We start from the raw sequence: 14,706 nt of genomic DNA on the forward strand, positions 1-14,706 counted from the left end.
TCATCCCGCCCGCCGCCACTTCCTGGGGGACGCACCATGAGAGCCCTGATGTTCATCGTCCCGCTGGCTCTGACGATCTACGCGTTCATCGACTGCCTGAACACCACGGAGGAGGACACCAAGCATCTGCCGAAGATCGCCTGGGTCTTCATCATCCTGCTGTTCTGGATCGTCGGCCCGGTCGTGTGGCTCGCCGCCGGCAAGAAGCGCCACCACAGGACCGGGGGCTCGGGACCCGCCTGGCAGCGGCGCGGGCGGCAGCAGTGGGTGGCCCCGGACGACAACCCGGACTTCCTCAAGTCGCTCAAGGACGACAAGGACGCCGAGGCAGCGGCCGAGGAGGAGCGGGGCCGCCGCGACGGCGGTACGGGCCCCGACGACAAGACCCCGCCCCCGTCCTGACGGGCCGCCCCCGCCCCGACCGCCATACGGGAACTCCCCGGACGGAGATCCGTCCGGGGAGTTCCCGTATGCCGTGTGCGTGCGCCGCGTGGCTGCGGTCTCAGACCCCCGCGTAGGAGTGCAGGCCGGAGACGAAGATGTTCACGCCGTAGTAGTTGAACAGCCAGCAGGCGAACGCGACGAGCGCCAGGTAGGCGGCCTTGCGGCCCTTCCAGCCGGCGGTGGCGCGGGCGTGCAGGTAGGCGGCGTAGGCGACCCAGGTGATGAAGGACCAGACCTCCTTGGGGTCCCAGCCCCAGTACCGGCCCCAGGCGTCGCCCGCCCAGATCGCGCCGGCGATGATCGTGAACGTCCACAGCGGGAAGACGGCCGCGTTGATCCGGTACGAGAACTTGTCCAGCGTGGACGCCGAGGGCAGCCGCTCCATGACGGAGGAGGCGAACCTGCCGGGTGCGCCGCCGGAGGCGAGCTTGTTCTCGTAGCTGTCACGGAAGAGGTAGAGGACCGTGCCGACCGCGCCGAGGTAGAAGACGGCGCCGCAGATGATCGCGGTCGAGACGTGGATCCACAGCCAGTACGAGTGCAGCGCGGGCACCAGCTGGTCGCTGTCGGTGTAGAGCGTCGTGACCGCGATGCCGAGGTCCAGCAGGACGGTGGTGACCAGCGGGAGGCCGATCCAGCGGACGTTCTTCTTCAGGGCGAGAAACACCAGGTAGGAGCCGACCGCCACCGTCGAGAAGGTGATGGAGAACTCGTACATGTTGGCCCAGGGGGCCCGCTGCACCGACAAGGCGCGGGTGGCGACGCCGCTCGCCTCGACAAGGAAGGCCACCACGGTCAGCGAGACCGCGATCCGGCCCCACAGGTCGCCCTTGAACGTGCCGCCGGCCGCACCCGGGCCGTCGGGCACGTCACGCGTACCGGTGGCGGAACGGGTGATGACCTCGGGCCGGTCCAGCACGGCCGTACCACCGGCCCGCGCCTTCCCCGCGGTGGCGGAGGCGGAGGCGCCCGCTCCGGAGGCGGACAGCGCGGCGGCGGTGCGGCCGACCTTGCTGCGGCTGCCGAGCACCCACTCCGCGATGTGCGCGAAGAACGCCAGGGTGTAGACGGCCATCGACGAATAGATCAGCACGTTGCTGGTGTTCGCCAGGCTCTCGTTGGTTGCGGCGGCGAGATTCACTTCTCAGCCCCTTCGACAGGTGCTTCGGCAGGATGTACGGGCCGGCTCCCGGCCTCGTTCGTGACATCGTTCGTGGCGCCGGGCGTGCCGGGCCCGTCCGGCGTGTCCGGTTTCTCCGGCACGTCCGGGGCCTCCGCGGCGGCGGGGGCGACGGGGGCCGTGGCGGCCAGAGCGGCCGCCAGGTCACCCAGTTCCTCGGGGAGCCTCGCGGACTCGCTGCGGCCCAGGCCCGCCATCTCCACGACCGTGACGCCGTCGGCGCCCCGGACCGCCCGCACCCACACGCGGCGGCGCTGGATGAACAGCGAGCCGGCGAGGCCGGCGATGGCGGCGACGGATCCGCCGAGCGCCCAGCCGTTGCCCGGCTGCTGCGAGATCTGGAAGCTGGCCCACTCCTCGACCCCGTCGAAGGTGATGGATCCGGCGCCGTCGGGCAGATCCAGCTTCTCGCCCGGCATCATCATCTTCTTGAGGAGCTCGCCGTCCTCGTCCTTGAACTCCTTCATCTTGGACGTGTCGAGCTGGTAGACGTTCTGCGCGAGCCCGGAGTCGACGCCGAGGGAGCCGTGGTAGGCGCTGAGCGCCAGTACGGGGAAGTCCAGGGCGGGGAACTGCGAGAACATCTGGCCCTTGCCCTCGCCGGCGAAGGTCGGCACGAAGAAGGCCTTGAAGCCCAGTTGGGTCTTCTCGCCGTTCTTGTCCTTGTAGCCGTCCATCACCTTGATGGCGCCGGACGAGGTGATGTTGTTGTCGATCGGCAGCAGCGGGACCGCGGACCGCGAGACGACCTTCCCCTTGCCGTCCCGGACGGTGACGACGGGGGCGTAGCCGTGAGCGATCAGATAGACCTTGGTGCCGTCCACGGTGAGCGGCTCGTTGACCTTGATGACGTCCTTGCGCTCCGCGCCGTCGGCCCCCTCGGTGTACGTCACCCGGGCCTCGAAGGTCCGCGGGGTGCCGCGCTGCGGGCCGCTCTTCTCGTACGTACCGACGAACTCGTCGAGCACGAAGCTGAACGGGGCCAGCGAGTCGGAGTCGTGGAGCGAGCCCGACTTGAAGTCGTCGTACTGGGTGAGCGTGTTGGAGAAGCCGTCGCCCTCGACGATCAGCTTGCCGCCCTCCGACTTGAAGAGCTGCCCGGAGGCGAAGGCCACCAGCATCACGATCAGGGCGATGTGGAAGACCAGGTTCCCGGCCTCGCGGAGGTAGCCCTTCTCGGCGGCGACCGCGTCGCCCACCACGTGCGCCCGGAAGCGCCGCTCGCGCAGGAGGGCGAGGGCCGCCTCACGGGCCGCCTCGGGCTCGGCCTCCGTGCGCCAGGTGGTGTACGCGGGCAGCCGGGTCAGCCGCTTCGGGGCGCCCGGCGGGCGGCTGCGCAGCTGGCCCACGAACTGGCCGGTGCGCGGCACGATGCAGCCGATGAGCGAGACGAACAGCAGGATGTAGATCGCGGAGAACCACACCGAGCTGTAGACGTCGAAGAGCTGGAGCTTCTCGTAGATCGGGGTGAGGGTGGTGTGCTGGTCCTTGAAGGCCTGCACCTTCATGTCGTCGACGCTGGTCTGTGGGATCAGCGATCCGGGGATGGCCCCGAGGGAGAGCAGGAAGAGCAGGATCAGCGCCACCCGCATCGAGGTGAGCTGACGCCAGAACCAGCGTGCCCAGCCGATGACGCTCATCGCGGGTAGACCCGCCCCGGTGTCGGGACGCTCCTCGCGGGGCGCGGTGGAGAGCCGCTCGCCCGCCGCGCCGTGGGCGGAGCCCTGGTCGCGCGCGTCCTCGCGCTGCCGCGTCTCCGTGCTGTTCGACTTGCTCATGAACTCAGATCCCTACAACGAAGCCGCTGGACCAGCTCTGCATGTGCTGCATGAGCGTGGCCCACACACCGGTCAGCAGCAGGATTCCGGTCACGATCATCATGCCGCCGCCGATCCGCATCACCCATGCGTAGTGGCGCTTGACCCAGCCGAACGCGCCGAGCGCCTTGCGGAAGGCGACCGCGGCGAGGATGAACGGGACACCGAGACCGAGACAGTACGCGACGGTCAGTATCGCGCCGCGTCCGGCGGTGGCGCTGTCGGTCGAGAGCGCCAGTACGGAGGCGAGGGTCGGGCCGATGCACGGTGTCCAGCCGATCCCGAAGAGCGCGCCGAGCAGCGGCGCGCCGGCCAGTCCGGCCACCGGCCGCTTGTGGATGCGGAACTCGCGCATCGTCACCCCCGGCAGGAGCCCCATGAAGAAGACGCCCATGGCGATCATCAGCACGCCGAGGACCTTGTTGAGCACCTCGGAGTGCGCCTGGAGCTCCTGGCCGAAGTAGCCGAAGAGCGCGCCGGTGGAGGCGAACACCACGGTGAAGCCGAGGACGAACAGCGAGGCGCCCGCCACCACCCGCCCGCGGCGCGCCTCGGCGAGGTCCGTGCCGCTGACCCCGGTGACGTAACTCAGGTAGCCGGGTACGAGCGGCAGGACGCAGGGCGAGAAGAAGGAGACGAGACCGGCCAGCAGGGCGAGCGGCAGAGCGACCAGCAGCGCCCCGGTCAGGACGGTGTCGTTGTACGCGGCGAGCGTGACGGTCTCGTGGGGGGCGGCGAGCGGGATCACTGGATCACTTCTCCGCGATGACCGGGTCGATCATCTCGCGCAGCTCGTCCGCGTCGAGCCCCCGGAGCGTGCGGGCGGCGACCTTCCCGTCCCGGTCGAGGACCACGGTGGACGGGATGGCCTGCGGGTTCAGGGTGCCTTTGGGGAAGCGGAGGATGAGCTTGCCGATCGGGTCGTAGAAGCTCGGGTACTCGACCCCGTAGTCCTTCTCGAAGTTGATCGCCTTGTCCCGCTCGGGGTCCCGGGTGTTGATGCCGACGAACTGGACGCCCTGGGCCTTCGTCTCCTCGGAGACCTGCGCGAAGTACTTCGCCTCCAGTCGGCAGGGGCCACACCAGGAGCCCCAGACGTTGAGCACGACGACCTTGCCCTTGTAGTCGGCGACGTCGAGCGGCTTGCCGTCCAGACCCTCGCCGACGAGCTTCGGCGCCGCCACCCGGTCCGCCTTCGCGACGGTGGAGATGCCCCCGCTGCCGGTGATGAAGTTGGTGTTGCCGCCGCCTCCGGCCTTGCTGCCGTCGCCGCACGCGGACAGCGTCAGGGCACCGGCCACGGCGGTGGCGGCGAGCAGGGTGAAGCGGCGTCGGGACGCGCGGCCAAAGCTCATGTGAAAAGTTTCGCATGGCGGATTCCGGGCTCCCCCGCGCCCCCCTCAGTGCCCGTAAAGCCCCTTGTCAAGCCTGTTTAAAGAAGGAGTTCCATCCGCCGGCGGGCGCCTGGCCCACGTCCAGCGTCCGGAGCTTGGCGAGCACGGCGGGATCCTGGACGTCGAGCCAGTCGACGTACTGCCGGAACGAGACGAGACGCACGTCGTCCTTGTCCGCCACCTTCTTGATCACTTCTTCCACGGCGTCCATATAGATGCCGCCGTTCCACTCCTCGAAGTGGTTGCCGATGAAGAACGGCGCGCGATTCGACTCGTACGCGCGCTGGAAACCGGCGAGATACGCCCCGGTCGCCTGGGTGCGCCAGCCCGGATAACGCGAGGGCATGCCCTTCGTCGAATTCTTCGACTGATTGGCGAGGATGTTGTAGTCCATCGAGAGCACCTCGAAAGAGTGCCCGGGGAACGGCATCGCCTGGAGCGGCAGATCCCAGACGCCGCCGCGCTTCACGGGCCAGGTCTGGCGGCCGCCCGGCGAGCTGGCGTCGTAGCGCCAGCCCAGTTTGCGCGCGGTCGGCAGGAGATTGTCCTGGCCGAGCAGGCAGGGCGTGCGTCCGCCGATCAGTTCCTTGCGATAGTCGAACGGAAGCGGATCCTCGTTCTCCCACCCGGTGTTCGTCCGCCATTCCGTGACGAAGGACACAGCCTGATTGATCTCGCTGTGCCATTGGGCGGGCGTCCAGCGCTCGACGGATCCGGAGCCGCCGCAGAAATGCCCGTTGAAGTGGGTGCCGATCTCATGGCCGTCCAGCCACGCCTGGCGCACGTACTTCAGTGTGTCCTTGACGTGATCGTCGGTGAGATAGCCGATGTCGGAGGCGCCGCGGGGGTTGTTCGGCGGACGGTAGAGGGATTTCCTCGACTCGGGCAGCAGATAGATGCCGGAGAGGAAGAACGTCATGGCAGCGTCGTGCTCTTTGGCCAGTTCGAGAAAGCGCGGGAAGAGCCCGTTGCCGACCTCGCCCGCGCCGTCCCAGGAAAAGATCACGAACTGCGGCGGCTTCTGACCGGGTTCGAGCGGGACGGGCGCCTGCGGCTGGTTGGGCTGTTTGCCGGTGTCGGCGGTCGAGCCGTCGCCGATCAGCCGGACCTTGTTCTTCGGCGCGCCGTTTCCGCTGCCGTTGCCGTTGCCGCTGGTGCCCGCGTCGCCTCCGCCGCCCTGGCCGGGCCCTCCGTCGCCGGAGGAGCCGGAGGCGCCACAGCCGGCGAGGCCGATCGCGGCTGCGGCGCCGAGCCCCGCCCCGAGCAGGCCCCTTCGATTGATCTCGCGCATACCGTCCCCATCTGCGGTCGTTTTATCTCAAGCCCATACAAACTGCTGAAGGGTTAGATGGGGCGCGTAACACGTCGGTTCCGTGCATTTGGGGACTTTCTTTACGCTTTACCTCGCAGCTCGACCGACGGTCCGCCCGATCCGGGCGCGACACGTCCGTACGACGCTCGCACGCGCTTACGGGCAGCCCTGATGGGGGACGCGGGAGTGGCCCTCCGCAGTTCTGCCGTCGGCCGACGGATCACCGACCGGTTTCGGGGCGGCCCCCGGCCGGCGCCGACGGGTCGGCTTCCCTGGACCGTCGAACTCATGCGCGGGCGCGGAGACGGCCCGTCGGCCGCCCGAGGTGCTGGTCTAGCGGAAGGTCTCCACCAGGGCGTCGGCCAGGAGCCCCTGCCAGCAGGCGTGGTCGCGGCCGCCGTTATGAACGGTGCGGACGACCCGGTACCCCCGGGCGCGCAGCGCCGGGACAAGAGCCTCTCCGTTCTCGGCCCAGGCGGTCCCGTCGTGCAGGCCGAGGGCGAGGTGGACGACGGGGCAGGAAATCCGGTCCCCGCCGGCCGTGGTCCGGTCCCCGCTGTCGAGGGGTCGGCTCCCGCCGTCGGGCATCCGGTCCGCCTCGCCCGGGGCCCTTTCCTCGCCGTCGGGCCGCCCGTCCGGCGAGGGTGACTGGACGAGGACCCGGCCGAAGCGTTCGGGCCGGGTGAGGGCGGCGTACAGCGCCGTCGTCCCGCCGGGCCCCTGGCCGGAGACGACGGTCCGGTCCGCGTCGGCGGTCAACGGCCACCGGGCGCGCGCCCAGGGCAGCAGTTCGTCGGCGAGGAAGGCGGCGTAGGCCTCCCGCCCGCCCGGGTCGCGCCGCCGGGTCCCGGCGCCCTCGCCGTCCTCGCCGCCCTCGCCGTCCGGGGAGAGCACGACGAGCGGCGGCAGGACCCCGTCGGCGATCAGCGCGTCCAACGTGTCCTGGAAGCCGAGCCGCCCGAACCACATGTCCCCGTCGCAGAGCACGAGCACCGGCAGCGGCCCCGGCGCGGGCACCGGCCGGCCGTCCCCGGGGCGGTCGGCCCCCTCCGGCGGAAGGTACGTCCACACCTCGCGCCCCTCGCCCGGCGCCCGGCCGACGACGGTGTGCCGCTCCAGGGCACCGCGCCGAACGTCGGCCCGCCGGCCCGCCCAGGGCTGGGGCGGGGCCTCCGGCAGGGCGAACACCGAACTCTCCGCCGCCCGCCGGCGGACCGGCAGCCGGCGCGGGTTGAGGGGGTCCGCCCCGCCGTGCGCCGTCAGCGCCGCCAACCGCCGCTGGAGCAGGGCGGGATCGACGGGCGCGGGGCCCGGGGAGATGTCGGCGACCAGCCGGTAGGACCCTCGGTGGTCGGCGCGCAGCCGGTAGCCGAGGTACCAGACGTCGGTGCCCGGGAGGCGGTGGAGGAGGGTTTCGGCCCGCCGGTCGGGGTCGCCGATGCCGGTCGCCATCAGGAGGACCTGGCGGGTCGCGCGGTGGCCGCGCCAGAGGAAGGTGACGGCGCGATGGCCGGGGGCGTCGTCGAGCGCTTCGACGAGCGGGGTGCCGGTACGGGCCACCCCGTCCCAGAACGCCTCGGTCAGGGCGTCCCGGGCGGCGGCGTCCCGGGCGGCTTCGAGCTGCCGGGCGAGCCTGGCCACCCGGGGGCCGACGACCGGCCGGGGGGCGGCGTCCGCCGCACGGGCCGCGTCACTCATCGGCCGACCTCACCGGGGCGGCCCGCTCGGCCGGTCTCCGGTCGGGCGTGGTCGTGGGGGCAGTGCGGGTCATCGTTCCACCGTTCCGTCGCAGGCGTCCGTGACCACGGCCAGCCCCACGGGAACCAGCGGGGCTCGACCGGCCGTCGACCCGTCCACCTGGCGTCAAGTTAGCTTAGCCTAAGCTAACTTTCTGGTGGGTGGTGTGCAAAACGGGCGGGGCGGAAACAGGACGGGACCGCCCGCCGCGGTGCGCGGCAGCCGGTCCCGTACGTCCCGCCCCCTGGCGTCGGACTACGCGCCGAACGCCTTCGACTGCCCCTTCGCCGCCTTCCCCTTCACCGGCTTGGCCCCGGCCAGCAGGTGCACAGGCACCAGGTCGCGGGCCGGCTCCGCGTAGCCGACCGAGACGATCCGGTCGCCCCGGTAGGTGAAGCTCGTCAGCGAGGCCAGCGTGCACTGCCGCTTGCGCGGGTCGTGCCACAGGCGGCGGCGCTCGACGAAGGAGCGCAGGATCCAGATCGGCAGCTGGTGGCTGACGCAGACCGCCTCGTGGCCGCGCGCCGCGTCCCGGGCTGCGTCGAGCGCGCCCATCATCCGGACGACCTGCTCGATGTACGGCTCACCCCAGGACGGCTTGAACGGATTGGTGAGGTGCTTCCAGTTGTCCGGCTTGCGCAGCGCGCCGTCGCCGACGCCGAAGGTCTTGCCCTCGAAGACGTTGGCCGCCTCGATCAGCCGGGCGTCGGTGGCGAGATCCAGGCCGTGCGCCTTGGCGACGGGGGCGGCCGTCTCCTGGGCGCGCTCCAGCGGGGAGGCCACGACGTGGGTGATGTCGCGCTTCTCCAGGTGGTCGGCGACCCGGTCGGCCATCTTCCGGCCCAGGTCGGAGAGGTGGTAGCCGGGGCGGCGCCCGTAGAGCACGCCGTCCGGGTTGTGCACCTCGCCGTGCCGGACCACGTGCACCACGGTCAGCTGCTCGTCGCGGCCGACGCTCTCGTGGTCCGTGCTCTTCCCGCTCATGCGGTGGCCTCCGCCGCGGCACGGGCGGCGGCGGGCAGGGCGGCGGCGATGCGCTCGACCGCCCGCTCGTCGTGGGCCGTGGAGACGAACCAGGACTCGAACGCCGAGGGCGGCAGGTAGACGCCCTGCTCCAGCATCGCGTGGAAGAACGCGGTGAAACGGAAGACGTCCTGCTTCTTGGCGTCGTCGTAGTCCCGGACGGGCTCGTCCGTGAAGAAGACGGAGAACATGTTGCTCGCGGCGGACACGGTGTGCGCGACGCCCTCCTTGGTGAGCGCGCCGCCCACCAGGGAGCGCAGCTCGGCGGAGACCGCGTCGATCCTCGCGTACGCCGCGTCGTCCAGCAGCCGCAGCTGGGCGAGCCCGGCGGCGGTGGCGACCGGGTTCCCGGAAAGGGTGCCCGCCTGGTAGACCGGGCCGGCCGGGGCCAGGTGCGCCATGACGTCGCGGCGACCGCCGAAGGCCGCCGCGGGGAAGCCGCCGCCCATCACCTTGCCGAAGGTCATCAGGTCGGGCCGGACGCCGTCGACGCCGTACCAGCCGGCCTTCGACGTACGGAAGCCCGTCATGACCTCGTCGGAGATGTACAGCGCGCCGTTGGCCGCGCACAGCTCCTTGAGGCCGGCGTTGAAGCCGTCCGTCGGCGGGACGACGCCCATGTTGCCGGGCGAGGCCTCGGTGATCACGCAGGCGATCTCGCCCGGGTGCGCCGCGAAGGCGGCGCGCACCGCGTCCAGGTCGTTGTACGGCAGCACGACGGTGTCCCCCGCCGTGGCGCCCGTGACCCCCGGGGTGTCGGGCAGCCCGAAGGTGGCCACGCCCGACCCGGCGGCGGCCAGCAGCGCGTCCACGTGCCCGTGGTAGCAGCCGGCGAACTTCACGACCTTGGCCCGGCCCGTGAAGCCTCGGGCGAGCCGGATCGCCGACATGGTCGCCTCGGTGCCGGAGGAGACCAGGCGCACCTGCTCGACCGGCTCGATCCGCGCCACGATCTCCTCGGCGAGCGCGACCTCGCCCTCACCCGGCGTACCGAAGGAGGTGCCCCGGGAGACCGCCTCCTGGACGGCGGCGATGACCTCGGGGTGAGAGTGGCCGAGAATCATCGGTCCCCATGAGCACACGAGGTCGACGTACTCGCGGCCGTCGGCGTCGGTGAGGTACGGACCGGTGCCGGACACCATGAACCGGGGCGTACCGCCCACAGCCCGGAAGGCACGCACGGGAGAGTTCACGCCGCCGGGCGTCACGACGGACGCCCGGTCGAACAGCGACTGCGAAACTGGGGCTTCGTATGAATACGCCACTTTGGTCCTGATCTGCGATTCGGGTATCGGGAGGCCGGGCCGGGAAATCACTGACAATCTCGGCCACCGGTGAGCAGGGAGCGCACTCCCCTCGTATCACGAAAGAGCGTCAGCCCCCTCGCGTCTGCGAAACTGGGGCGTCATAGGGAAAGCTCACACATGCCATGGTGTCAGAGGCACGCGCGGTCTTGCGGGCAGGTGTTTCACCGCACGCCCGCGGGGGAGGTCACTGACACGATGATCGGGTTGCGCGGCGGGGGCTGTGTCTCCTAAGAAGTAGTCGGGTGGATGAGATATGCATCGCGGTGGCGGAGTGGGCGAGGGGACCGACGACCTGGGGCCCGAGCCTGCCCGGCGAGGGCGGCACCGGCGCAGGGGCGAGCGCGCCCAGAGCAGGGGCGCGGACAGCACGCCGCCCCCCGGGACCAGGAGCGGGGGCGGGATGGGGGTGACGTACAAGTACTTCGGCGCCCCGGACGGGGCCACCGCGGCCCGCGTGCCCATCTCGATGCGCCCGGAGGAGCTCGGCGGTGACGAGCTGGGCATGGGCGGCATGTTCACCAAGATCAAGCCGGAGACCGTGGCCGCCATGGTCCTGACCGGGATCCAGGGCATACCCCTGCACAAGGTCCCGCCGCTCGAACTGGTCGTCCTCCACCCCGACTACGCCGTGGTCAAGCTGCCGATGACCGTCGTCGACCCGCTGCGCGGCGTCGGCGAGGAGTCGGTCGGCGCGGCGGCCTTCATCTGGTCCACGGTCCCCGACCGCGGCGGCCCGCGCGACGCCTTCAACGTCTACCAGCTGCTCCACGAGTGGCAGGACTTCTCCCACCGGCTGCACGACGCGGGGCATCAGGCGTACTGCCTGGTCTGGCCCTGATCCGGGGACGGGCGGAGGTCGGGCGGAGTTCCAACGGAGTCGAGCGGCCTCGTGCTCCGGAGCCCGCTCGCGCGCGGCACACGCCGGAGCCGCTCGCGCGCGGCGAGGCGGTGCGGTGCCGGTCGTCGGCCGGTTCGAGCCAAATATGGTGAGGATTTGGCCGACAGTCGGTCTTCGGCCGACCTGCCGGGCACGCCATGCACAGGACACCCGCCCGTCTGGAGGCCCGCCGCGGGCGACGTACCGCCGCCCCTGCCCCTCCCGGTCCCCGTCCCCGTCCCCGTCCTCGTCTCCGGCGGCGGCGTCTGCACGGCGCGCGACTGCTGGTGGCGCCGTAGGCATCCGGCGCCACCGTCCCCGTACACCCGTCGGGCGGCCCGGCTCGCGGAACAGGAGATGCTGCTCCTGACCGAGAAGGTCGTCGACGCCGCGCACGCCGCGCTCGACCCCCTCTACGACGCCGCGGGCAGCGCCGGACCGCCCCCGGGCAGCCTCAGCCCCCGGCCGTCCCAGTCTTCCCCGCCGTCCCGGCCGCCCCGGGCGCCCCGGGGAGACGCCACCCCGGATCGCGCCCCGTCACCGCCAGCAGCCGCTCGAAGGCGGTAGCCCCCTCCCCCACCGGGAACGGCTCACCGAACACCTTCATCTCCCGGGCCCGCGGAGCCATCGCCGCCAGCCCCGGCCCCAGTTCGTCGAGCACGCGCTCCTCCGGCACGAAGTCCGCGCCCGTCGCCCGCGCCAGGTCCCAGGCGTGCACGGTCAGATCGCCGAGCACCATGAGCCCCACCGTCCGGGCCGGCAGCCCCATCTGCCCGGTCACGCCCTCCTCGACGCCCGGCACGCTCCACGCCTCCACCAGCCGGGCGGTCTCGGCACCGAACCTGCCCCGCCAGTCGCCCGTCACGAACTCCGGCGCCTGGCCAAAATCCACCTCCTCGCGGGCCGCGAGGGCCTGGAAGTTCACGACCACCAGGAACAGGTGGTTCACCAGCGCCCGCACGTCGTACTCGGCACAGGGCGTACCGCCGTCCAGCTGCCCGTCGTCAATCCCCCGCACGACGGGCAGGGCCCGGTCCGCGGCGGCTTCCAGCAGTTCACCGATCGTCTGTGTCATGCCTCCACCCTGCGCCCGCGCACCGCACGGCGTCTTGAAGAAACACGACAGGTGTTCCGGGGGCGCGGGACTAAAATCGGGTCATGGCCGCCGGACCTCGCCGCGACACCCGGGGCATCGTCGACGCCCCCGACCTGTTCGCGCACGTGCGCTTCCGCCGCCGCGAGCCCGCCGCCGGGCTGCGCCCGTATCTGGAGCACTACTGGCTGATCGACTGGGACCTCACCGAGCCGTACGCCGTCCATGTGGTCCCGCACCCGTCGGTGAACCTGGTCTTCCAGCGGTACGAGACGGGGGACAGCCCCCGGGAGCGGTCCGGGTACGCCGAGGTCGCGGGCGTCGCCCCCGGGCTCTTCGCCCGGAAACTGGCCGGGCGCGGCCGGGTCTGCGGGGTGCAGTTCCGGCCCGGCGGGTTCCGCCCGTTCGCACCTGGACGCCCGGTGTCCGCGTGGACCGGGCTACGGTCCGACGCCGCCGGGACGCTGCGGCCCCCGCCACCCGTCCGGGGCGTCCTGGACCCGGACGACGAGGACGCGCGGGTCGCGGCGCTGGACGCCTTCCTGCTGGCCCTGGAGCCCCGCCCCGATCCGCGGGCGACGCTGGCGATGGCCGTCGTCGACCGGGTGCGCGCGGACCGCACGGTGCTCCGGGCCGACCGGCTCGCCCGGGACGCCGGGCTCTCCGCCCGCTCCCTGCAACGGCTCTTCTCCGCGTACGTCGGCGTCGGCCCCAAGTGGGTCATCCTCCGCTACCGCGTCCACGAGGCCCTGGAGCGCGCCGGATCCGACCCGGCCATCGACTGGGCGCGGCTCGCGGCGGAGCTGGGCTACTGCGACCAGGCCCATCTGGTGCGGGACTTCACCGCGACGGTGGGCGTGCCCCCGACGGCGTTCGCTCCGCGTTGACGGGCGTGCCCCCGACGGCGTTCGCCCCGGGTTGACCGCGGCCGGGCGCGGCTCCGCACGCACATCCACCCGCGCACCCGCACGCCCGCCCGGCTCCCGTACGCCCCGCCAAATCCCTGGCAGCCCGTCCCGTCCCGGTGGCATCCTGACCGGGTGAACGGACCCGAGATCACCCTCGAAGTAGCCCCTGAGCTGCGGCTCTTCGTCCCGCACGACCGTCGCGGCGGACCCACGCCCCTCGTCACGGACGGCTCCTCGACCCTCGGCCATGTCATCGAGTCCCTCGGCGTGCCGCTCACCGAGGCCGGAACTATGCTGGTGAACGGCGCCCCGGTGGCCCGCTCGCATGTGCCCGGCCCCGGCGAACACGTCGACGTACGCGCCGTGGAACGCCCCCAGCGGGTCCCCGGCGCCCCCCTGCGCTTCCTCCTCGACGTCCATCTCGGGACGCTGGCCCGCCGCTTGCGGCTCCTGGGCGTCGACGCGGCGTACGAGAGCGAGGACATCGGCGACCCCGCCCTGGCCACCCGCTCCGCACGGGAGCGGCGCGTCCTGCTCTCCCGGGACCGCGGCCTGCTGCGCCGCCGCGAGATCTGGTCGGGGGCGTACGTCTACAGCGACCGCCCCGCGGAGCAGCTCCGCGACGTCCTCGGCCGGTTCGCCCCGGCCCTGGCCCCGTGGACCCGCTGCACCGCGTGCAACGGCACCCTGGCCGGGGCCGCGAAGGACGCCGTGAGCGGACTCCTCGAACACGGCACCCAGGAGGCGTACGACGCGTTCGCCCAGTGCACGGAGTGCTCCCGGGTGTACTGGCGCGGCGCCCACCACGGCCACCTGGAGACGATCGTGTCCGAGGCGATGGCCGAATTCGGGGGCGCGCCGACCTGAGGCCCCTCCCGTAGGCGCGGCAGGCGCTCTCAGCCGACGATGTGCCGCAGATAGGCCTGCGGGTCGGCCAGGTAGCGCCGCCAGTGGTCGACGAGTTCCAGGTCCGCCCATCGCACGCGGTCCATGCCGCCCGCCCCCACCTGGACGATGTCCGCTCCCGGCAACGCGGTCAGCAGCGGCGAGTGGGTGGCACACACCACCTGACCGCCCGCCGCGACCAGCCGGTCGATATGGCCCAGCAGTTCGAGGCAGGAGGAAAAGGAGAGCGCGGCCTCCGGCTCGTCCAGGACGTAGAGCCCCGGCACCACGAACTTCTCCCGGAAGGCGGCGAGGAACCCCTCCCCGTGGCTGCGGGAGTCCGGGTCCAGGCTCTCCCGCTCCAACGCGTCGAGAGCGGTCTCCGCACGCAGGAAGAACCCCTTGCGGGCGGCCCGGCTGCCGATCATCCGCCGCCCCCGGGGCGCGGCGTCGAAGCGGACGCGCTCCCCGAGCACGGACTTGCCCCGCGAGGTGGCGTACTTCCAGTCGGCCGAACCGCCGTACGAGTCCAGCCCGAACCCCTCCGCCAGCGCCTCGGCCAACGTCGACTTCCCCGACCCGTTCTCACCGACGAGGAAGGTGACCGGAGCCCGGAACCGCAGGCCCTCGGCGAGAAACTGCCGCACACAGGGCACGGTCCAGGGCCAGGCTTCCGGGTCGGGGTCGTACACGTGGGCGTAGGCGCGTTCGACGATCACCAGCCCATGA

The 14,706-nt window shown here is 71.9% G+C and carries 14 protein-coding genes; 4 read left to right on the top strand and 10 right to left on the bottom strand.

Annotated elements, in window-relative coordinates; translation table 11 throughout:
* Window positions 1–48: 48 nt before the first annotated feature.
* Complete coding sequence (locus ACH4RG_RS24835; protein ID WP_397921729.1) at window positions 49–402, top strand: PLD nuclease N-terminal domain-containing protein; 354 nt, start codon at window positions 49–51, stop codon at window positions 400–402.
* 100 nt (window positions 403–502) lie between these two features.
* Here the strand turns inward: ACH4RG_RS24835 and ccsB are convergent, their stop codons facing one another.
* From ccsB to hemL, 8 genes are all read right to left on the bottom strand, one after another.
* On the bottom strand, window positions 503–1,585 hold the full coding sequence (gene ccsB / locus ACH4RG_RS24840) for a c-type cytochrome biogenesis protein CcsB (RefSeq protein ID WP_397920694.1): 1,083 nt from the start codon (window positions 1,583–1,585) through the stop codon (window positions 503–505).
* Window positions 1,582–3,402, bottom strand: coding sequence for a cytochrome c biogenesis protein ResB (locus tag ACH4RG_RS24845; RefSeq protein WP_398540261.1), 1,821 nt, complete (start codon window positions 3,400–3,402; stop codon window positions 1,582–1,584). Before ACH4RG_RS24845 ends, ccsB begins: the two co-directional genes overlap by 4 nt.
* A 4-nt stretch (window positions 3,403–3,406) precedes the next feature.
* Window positions 3,407–4,189 carry a cytochrome c biogenesis CcdA family protein gene (locus tag ACH4RG_RS24850; protein ID WP_397920690.1) on the bottom strand — a complete coding sequence of 261 codons (783 nt, stop codon included), beginning with the start codon at window positions 4,187–4,189 and terminating at the stop codon, window positions 3,407–3,409.
* Between the two features lie 4 nt (window positions 4,190–4,193).
* Window positions 4,194–4,796 carry a TlpA family protein disulfide reductase gene (locus ACH4RG_RS24855; RefSeq protein ID WP_398540262.1) on the bottom strand — a complete coding sequence of 201 codons (603 nt, stop codon included), beginning with the start codon at window positions 4,794–4,796 and terminating at the stop codon, window positions 4,194–4,196.
* Between the two features lie 67 nt (window positions 4,797–4,863).
* On the bottom strand, window positions 4,864–6,126 hold the full coding sequence (locus tag ACH4RG_RS24860; protein WP_397928582.1) for a hypothetical protein: 1,263 nt from the start codon (window positions 6,124–6,126) through the stop codon (window positions 4,864–4,866).
* 354 nt (window positions 6,127–6,480) lie between these two features.
* A complete protein-coding gene (locus ACH4RG_RS24865) occupies window positions 6,481–7,845 on the bottom strand; it encodes an enterochelin esterase domain-containing protein (RefSeq protein ID WP_398162993.1) in 1,365 nt (454 codons plus the stop codon).
* Between the two features lie 294 nt (window positions 7,846–8,139).
* Window positions 8,140–8,868: a histidine phosphatase family protein gene (locus ACH4RG_RS24870; protein ID WP_397920682.1), complete on the bottom strand. Its 729-nt coding sequence runs from the start codon at window positions 8,866–8,868 to the stop codon at window positions 8,140–8,142.
* Window positions 8,865–10,136: a glutamate-1-semialdehyde 2,1-aminomutase gene (gene hemL, locus ACH4RG_RS24875; protein WP_398540284.1), complete on the bottom strand. Its 1,272-nt coding sequence runs from the start codon at window positions 10,134–10,136 to the stop codon at window positions 8,865–8,867. Before hemL ends, ACH4RG_RS24870 begins: the two co-directional genes overlap by 4 nt.
* A 331-nt stretch (window positions 10,137–10,467) precedes the next feature.
* On the opposite strand from hemL, the gene ACH4RG_RS24880 reads away from it, so the two are divergent.
* Entirely contained in the window at window positions 10,468–11,052 is a 585-nt protein-coding gene (locus ACH4RG_RS24880) for a hypothetical protein (protein WP_397920680.1), read from the top strand.
* Window positions 11,053–11,545: 493 nt separating this feature from the next.
* Here the strand turns inward: ACH4RG_RS24880 and ACH4RG_RS24885 are convergent, their stop codons facing one another.
* Entirely contained in the window at window positions 11,546–12,166 is a 621-nt protein-coding gene (locus ACH4RG_RS24885; protein ID WP_398540263.1) for a TIGR03086 family metal-binding protein, read from the bottom strand.
* Window positions 12,167–12,249: 83 nt separating this feature from the next.
* On the opposite strand from ACH4RG_RS24885, the gene ACH4RG_RS24890 reads away from it, so the two are divergent.
* Together ACH4RG_RS24890 and ACH4RG_RS24895 are read left to right on the top strand one after the other, a co-directional pair.
* Window positions 12,250–13,071, top strand: coding sequence for a DUF6597 domain-containing transcriptional factor (locus tag ACH4RG_RS24890; protein ID WP_398162994.1), 822 nt, complete (start codon window positions 12,250–12,252; stop codon window positions 13,069–13,071).
* Window positions 13,072–13,224: 153 nt separating this feature from the next.
* Entirely contained in the window at window positions 13,225–13,959 is a 735-nt protein-coding gene (locus tag ACH4RG_RS24895; protein WP_398540264.1) for a Mut7-C RNAse domain-containing protein, read from the top strand.
* 29 nt (window positions 13,960–13,988) lie between these two features.
* Here the strand turns inward: ACH4RG_RS24895 and ACH4RG_RS24900 are convergent, their stop codons facing one another.
* Window positions 13,989–14,696: an AAA family ATPase gene (locus ACH4RG_RS24900; RefSeq protein WP_397928591.1), complete on the bottom strand. Its 708-nt coding sequence runs from the start codon at window positions 14,694–14,696 to the stop codon at window positions 13,989–13,991.
* Window positions 14,697–14,706: the final 10 nt, after the last annotated feature.

It is taken from the genome of Streptomyces sp. NPDC021019 (assembly GCF_044333295.1).
GTDB lineage: Bacteria > Actinomycetota > Actinomycetes > Streptomycetales > Streptomycetaceae > Streptomyces.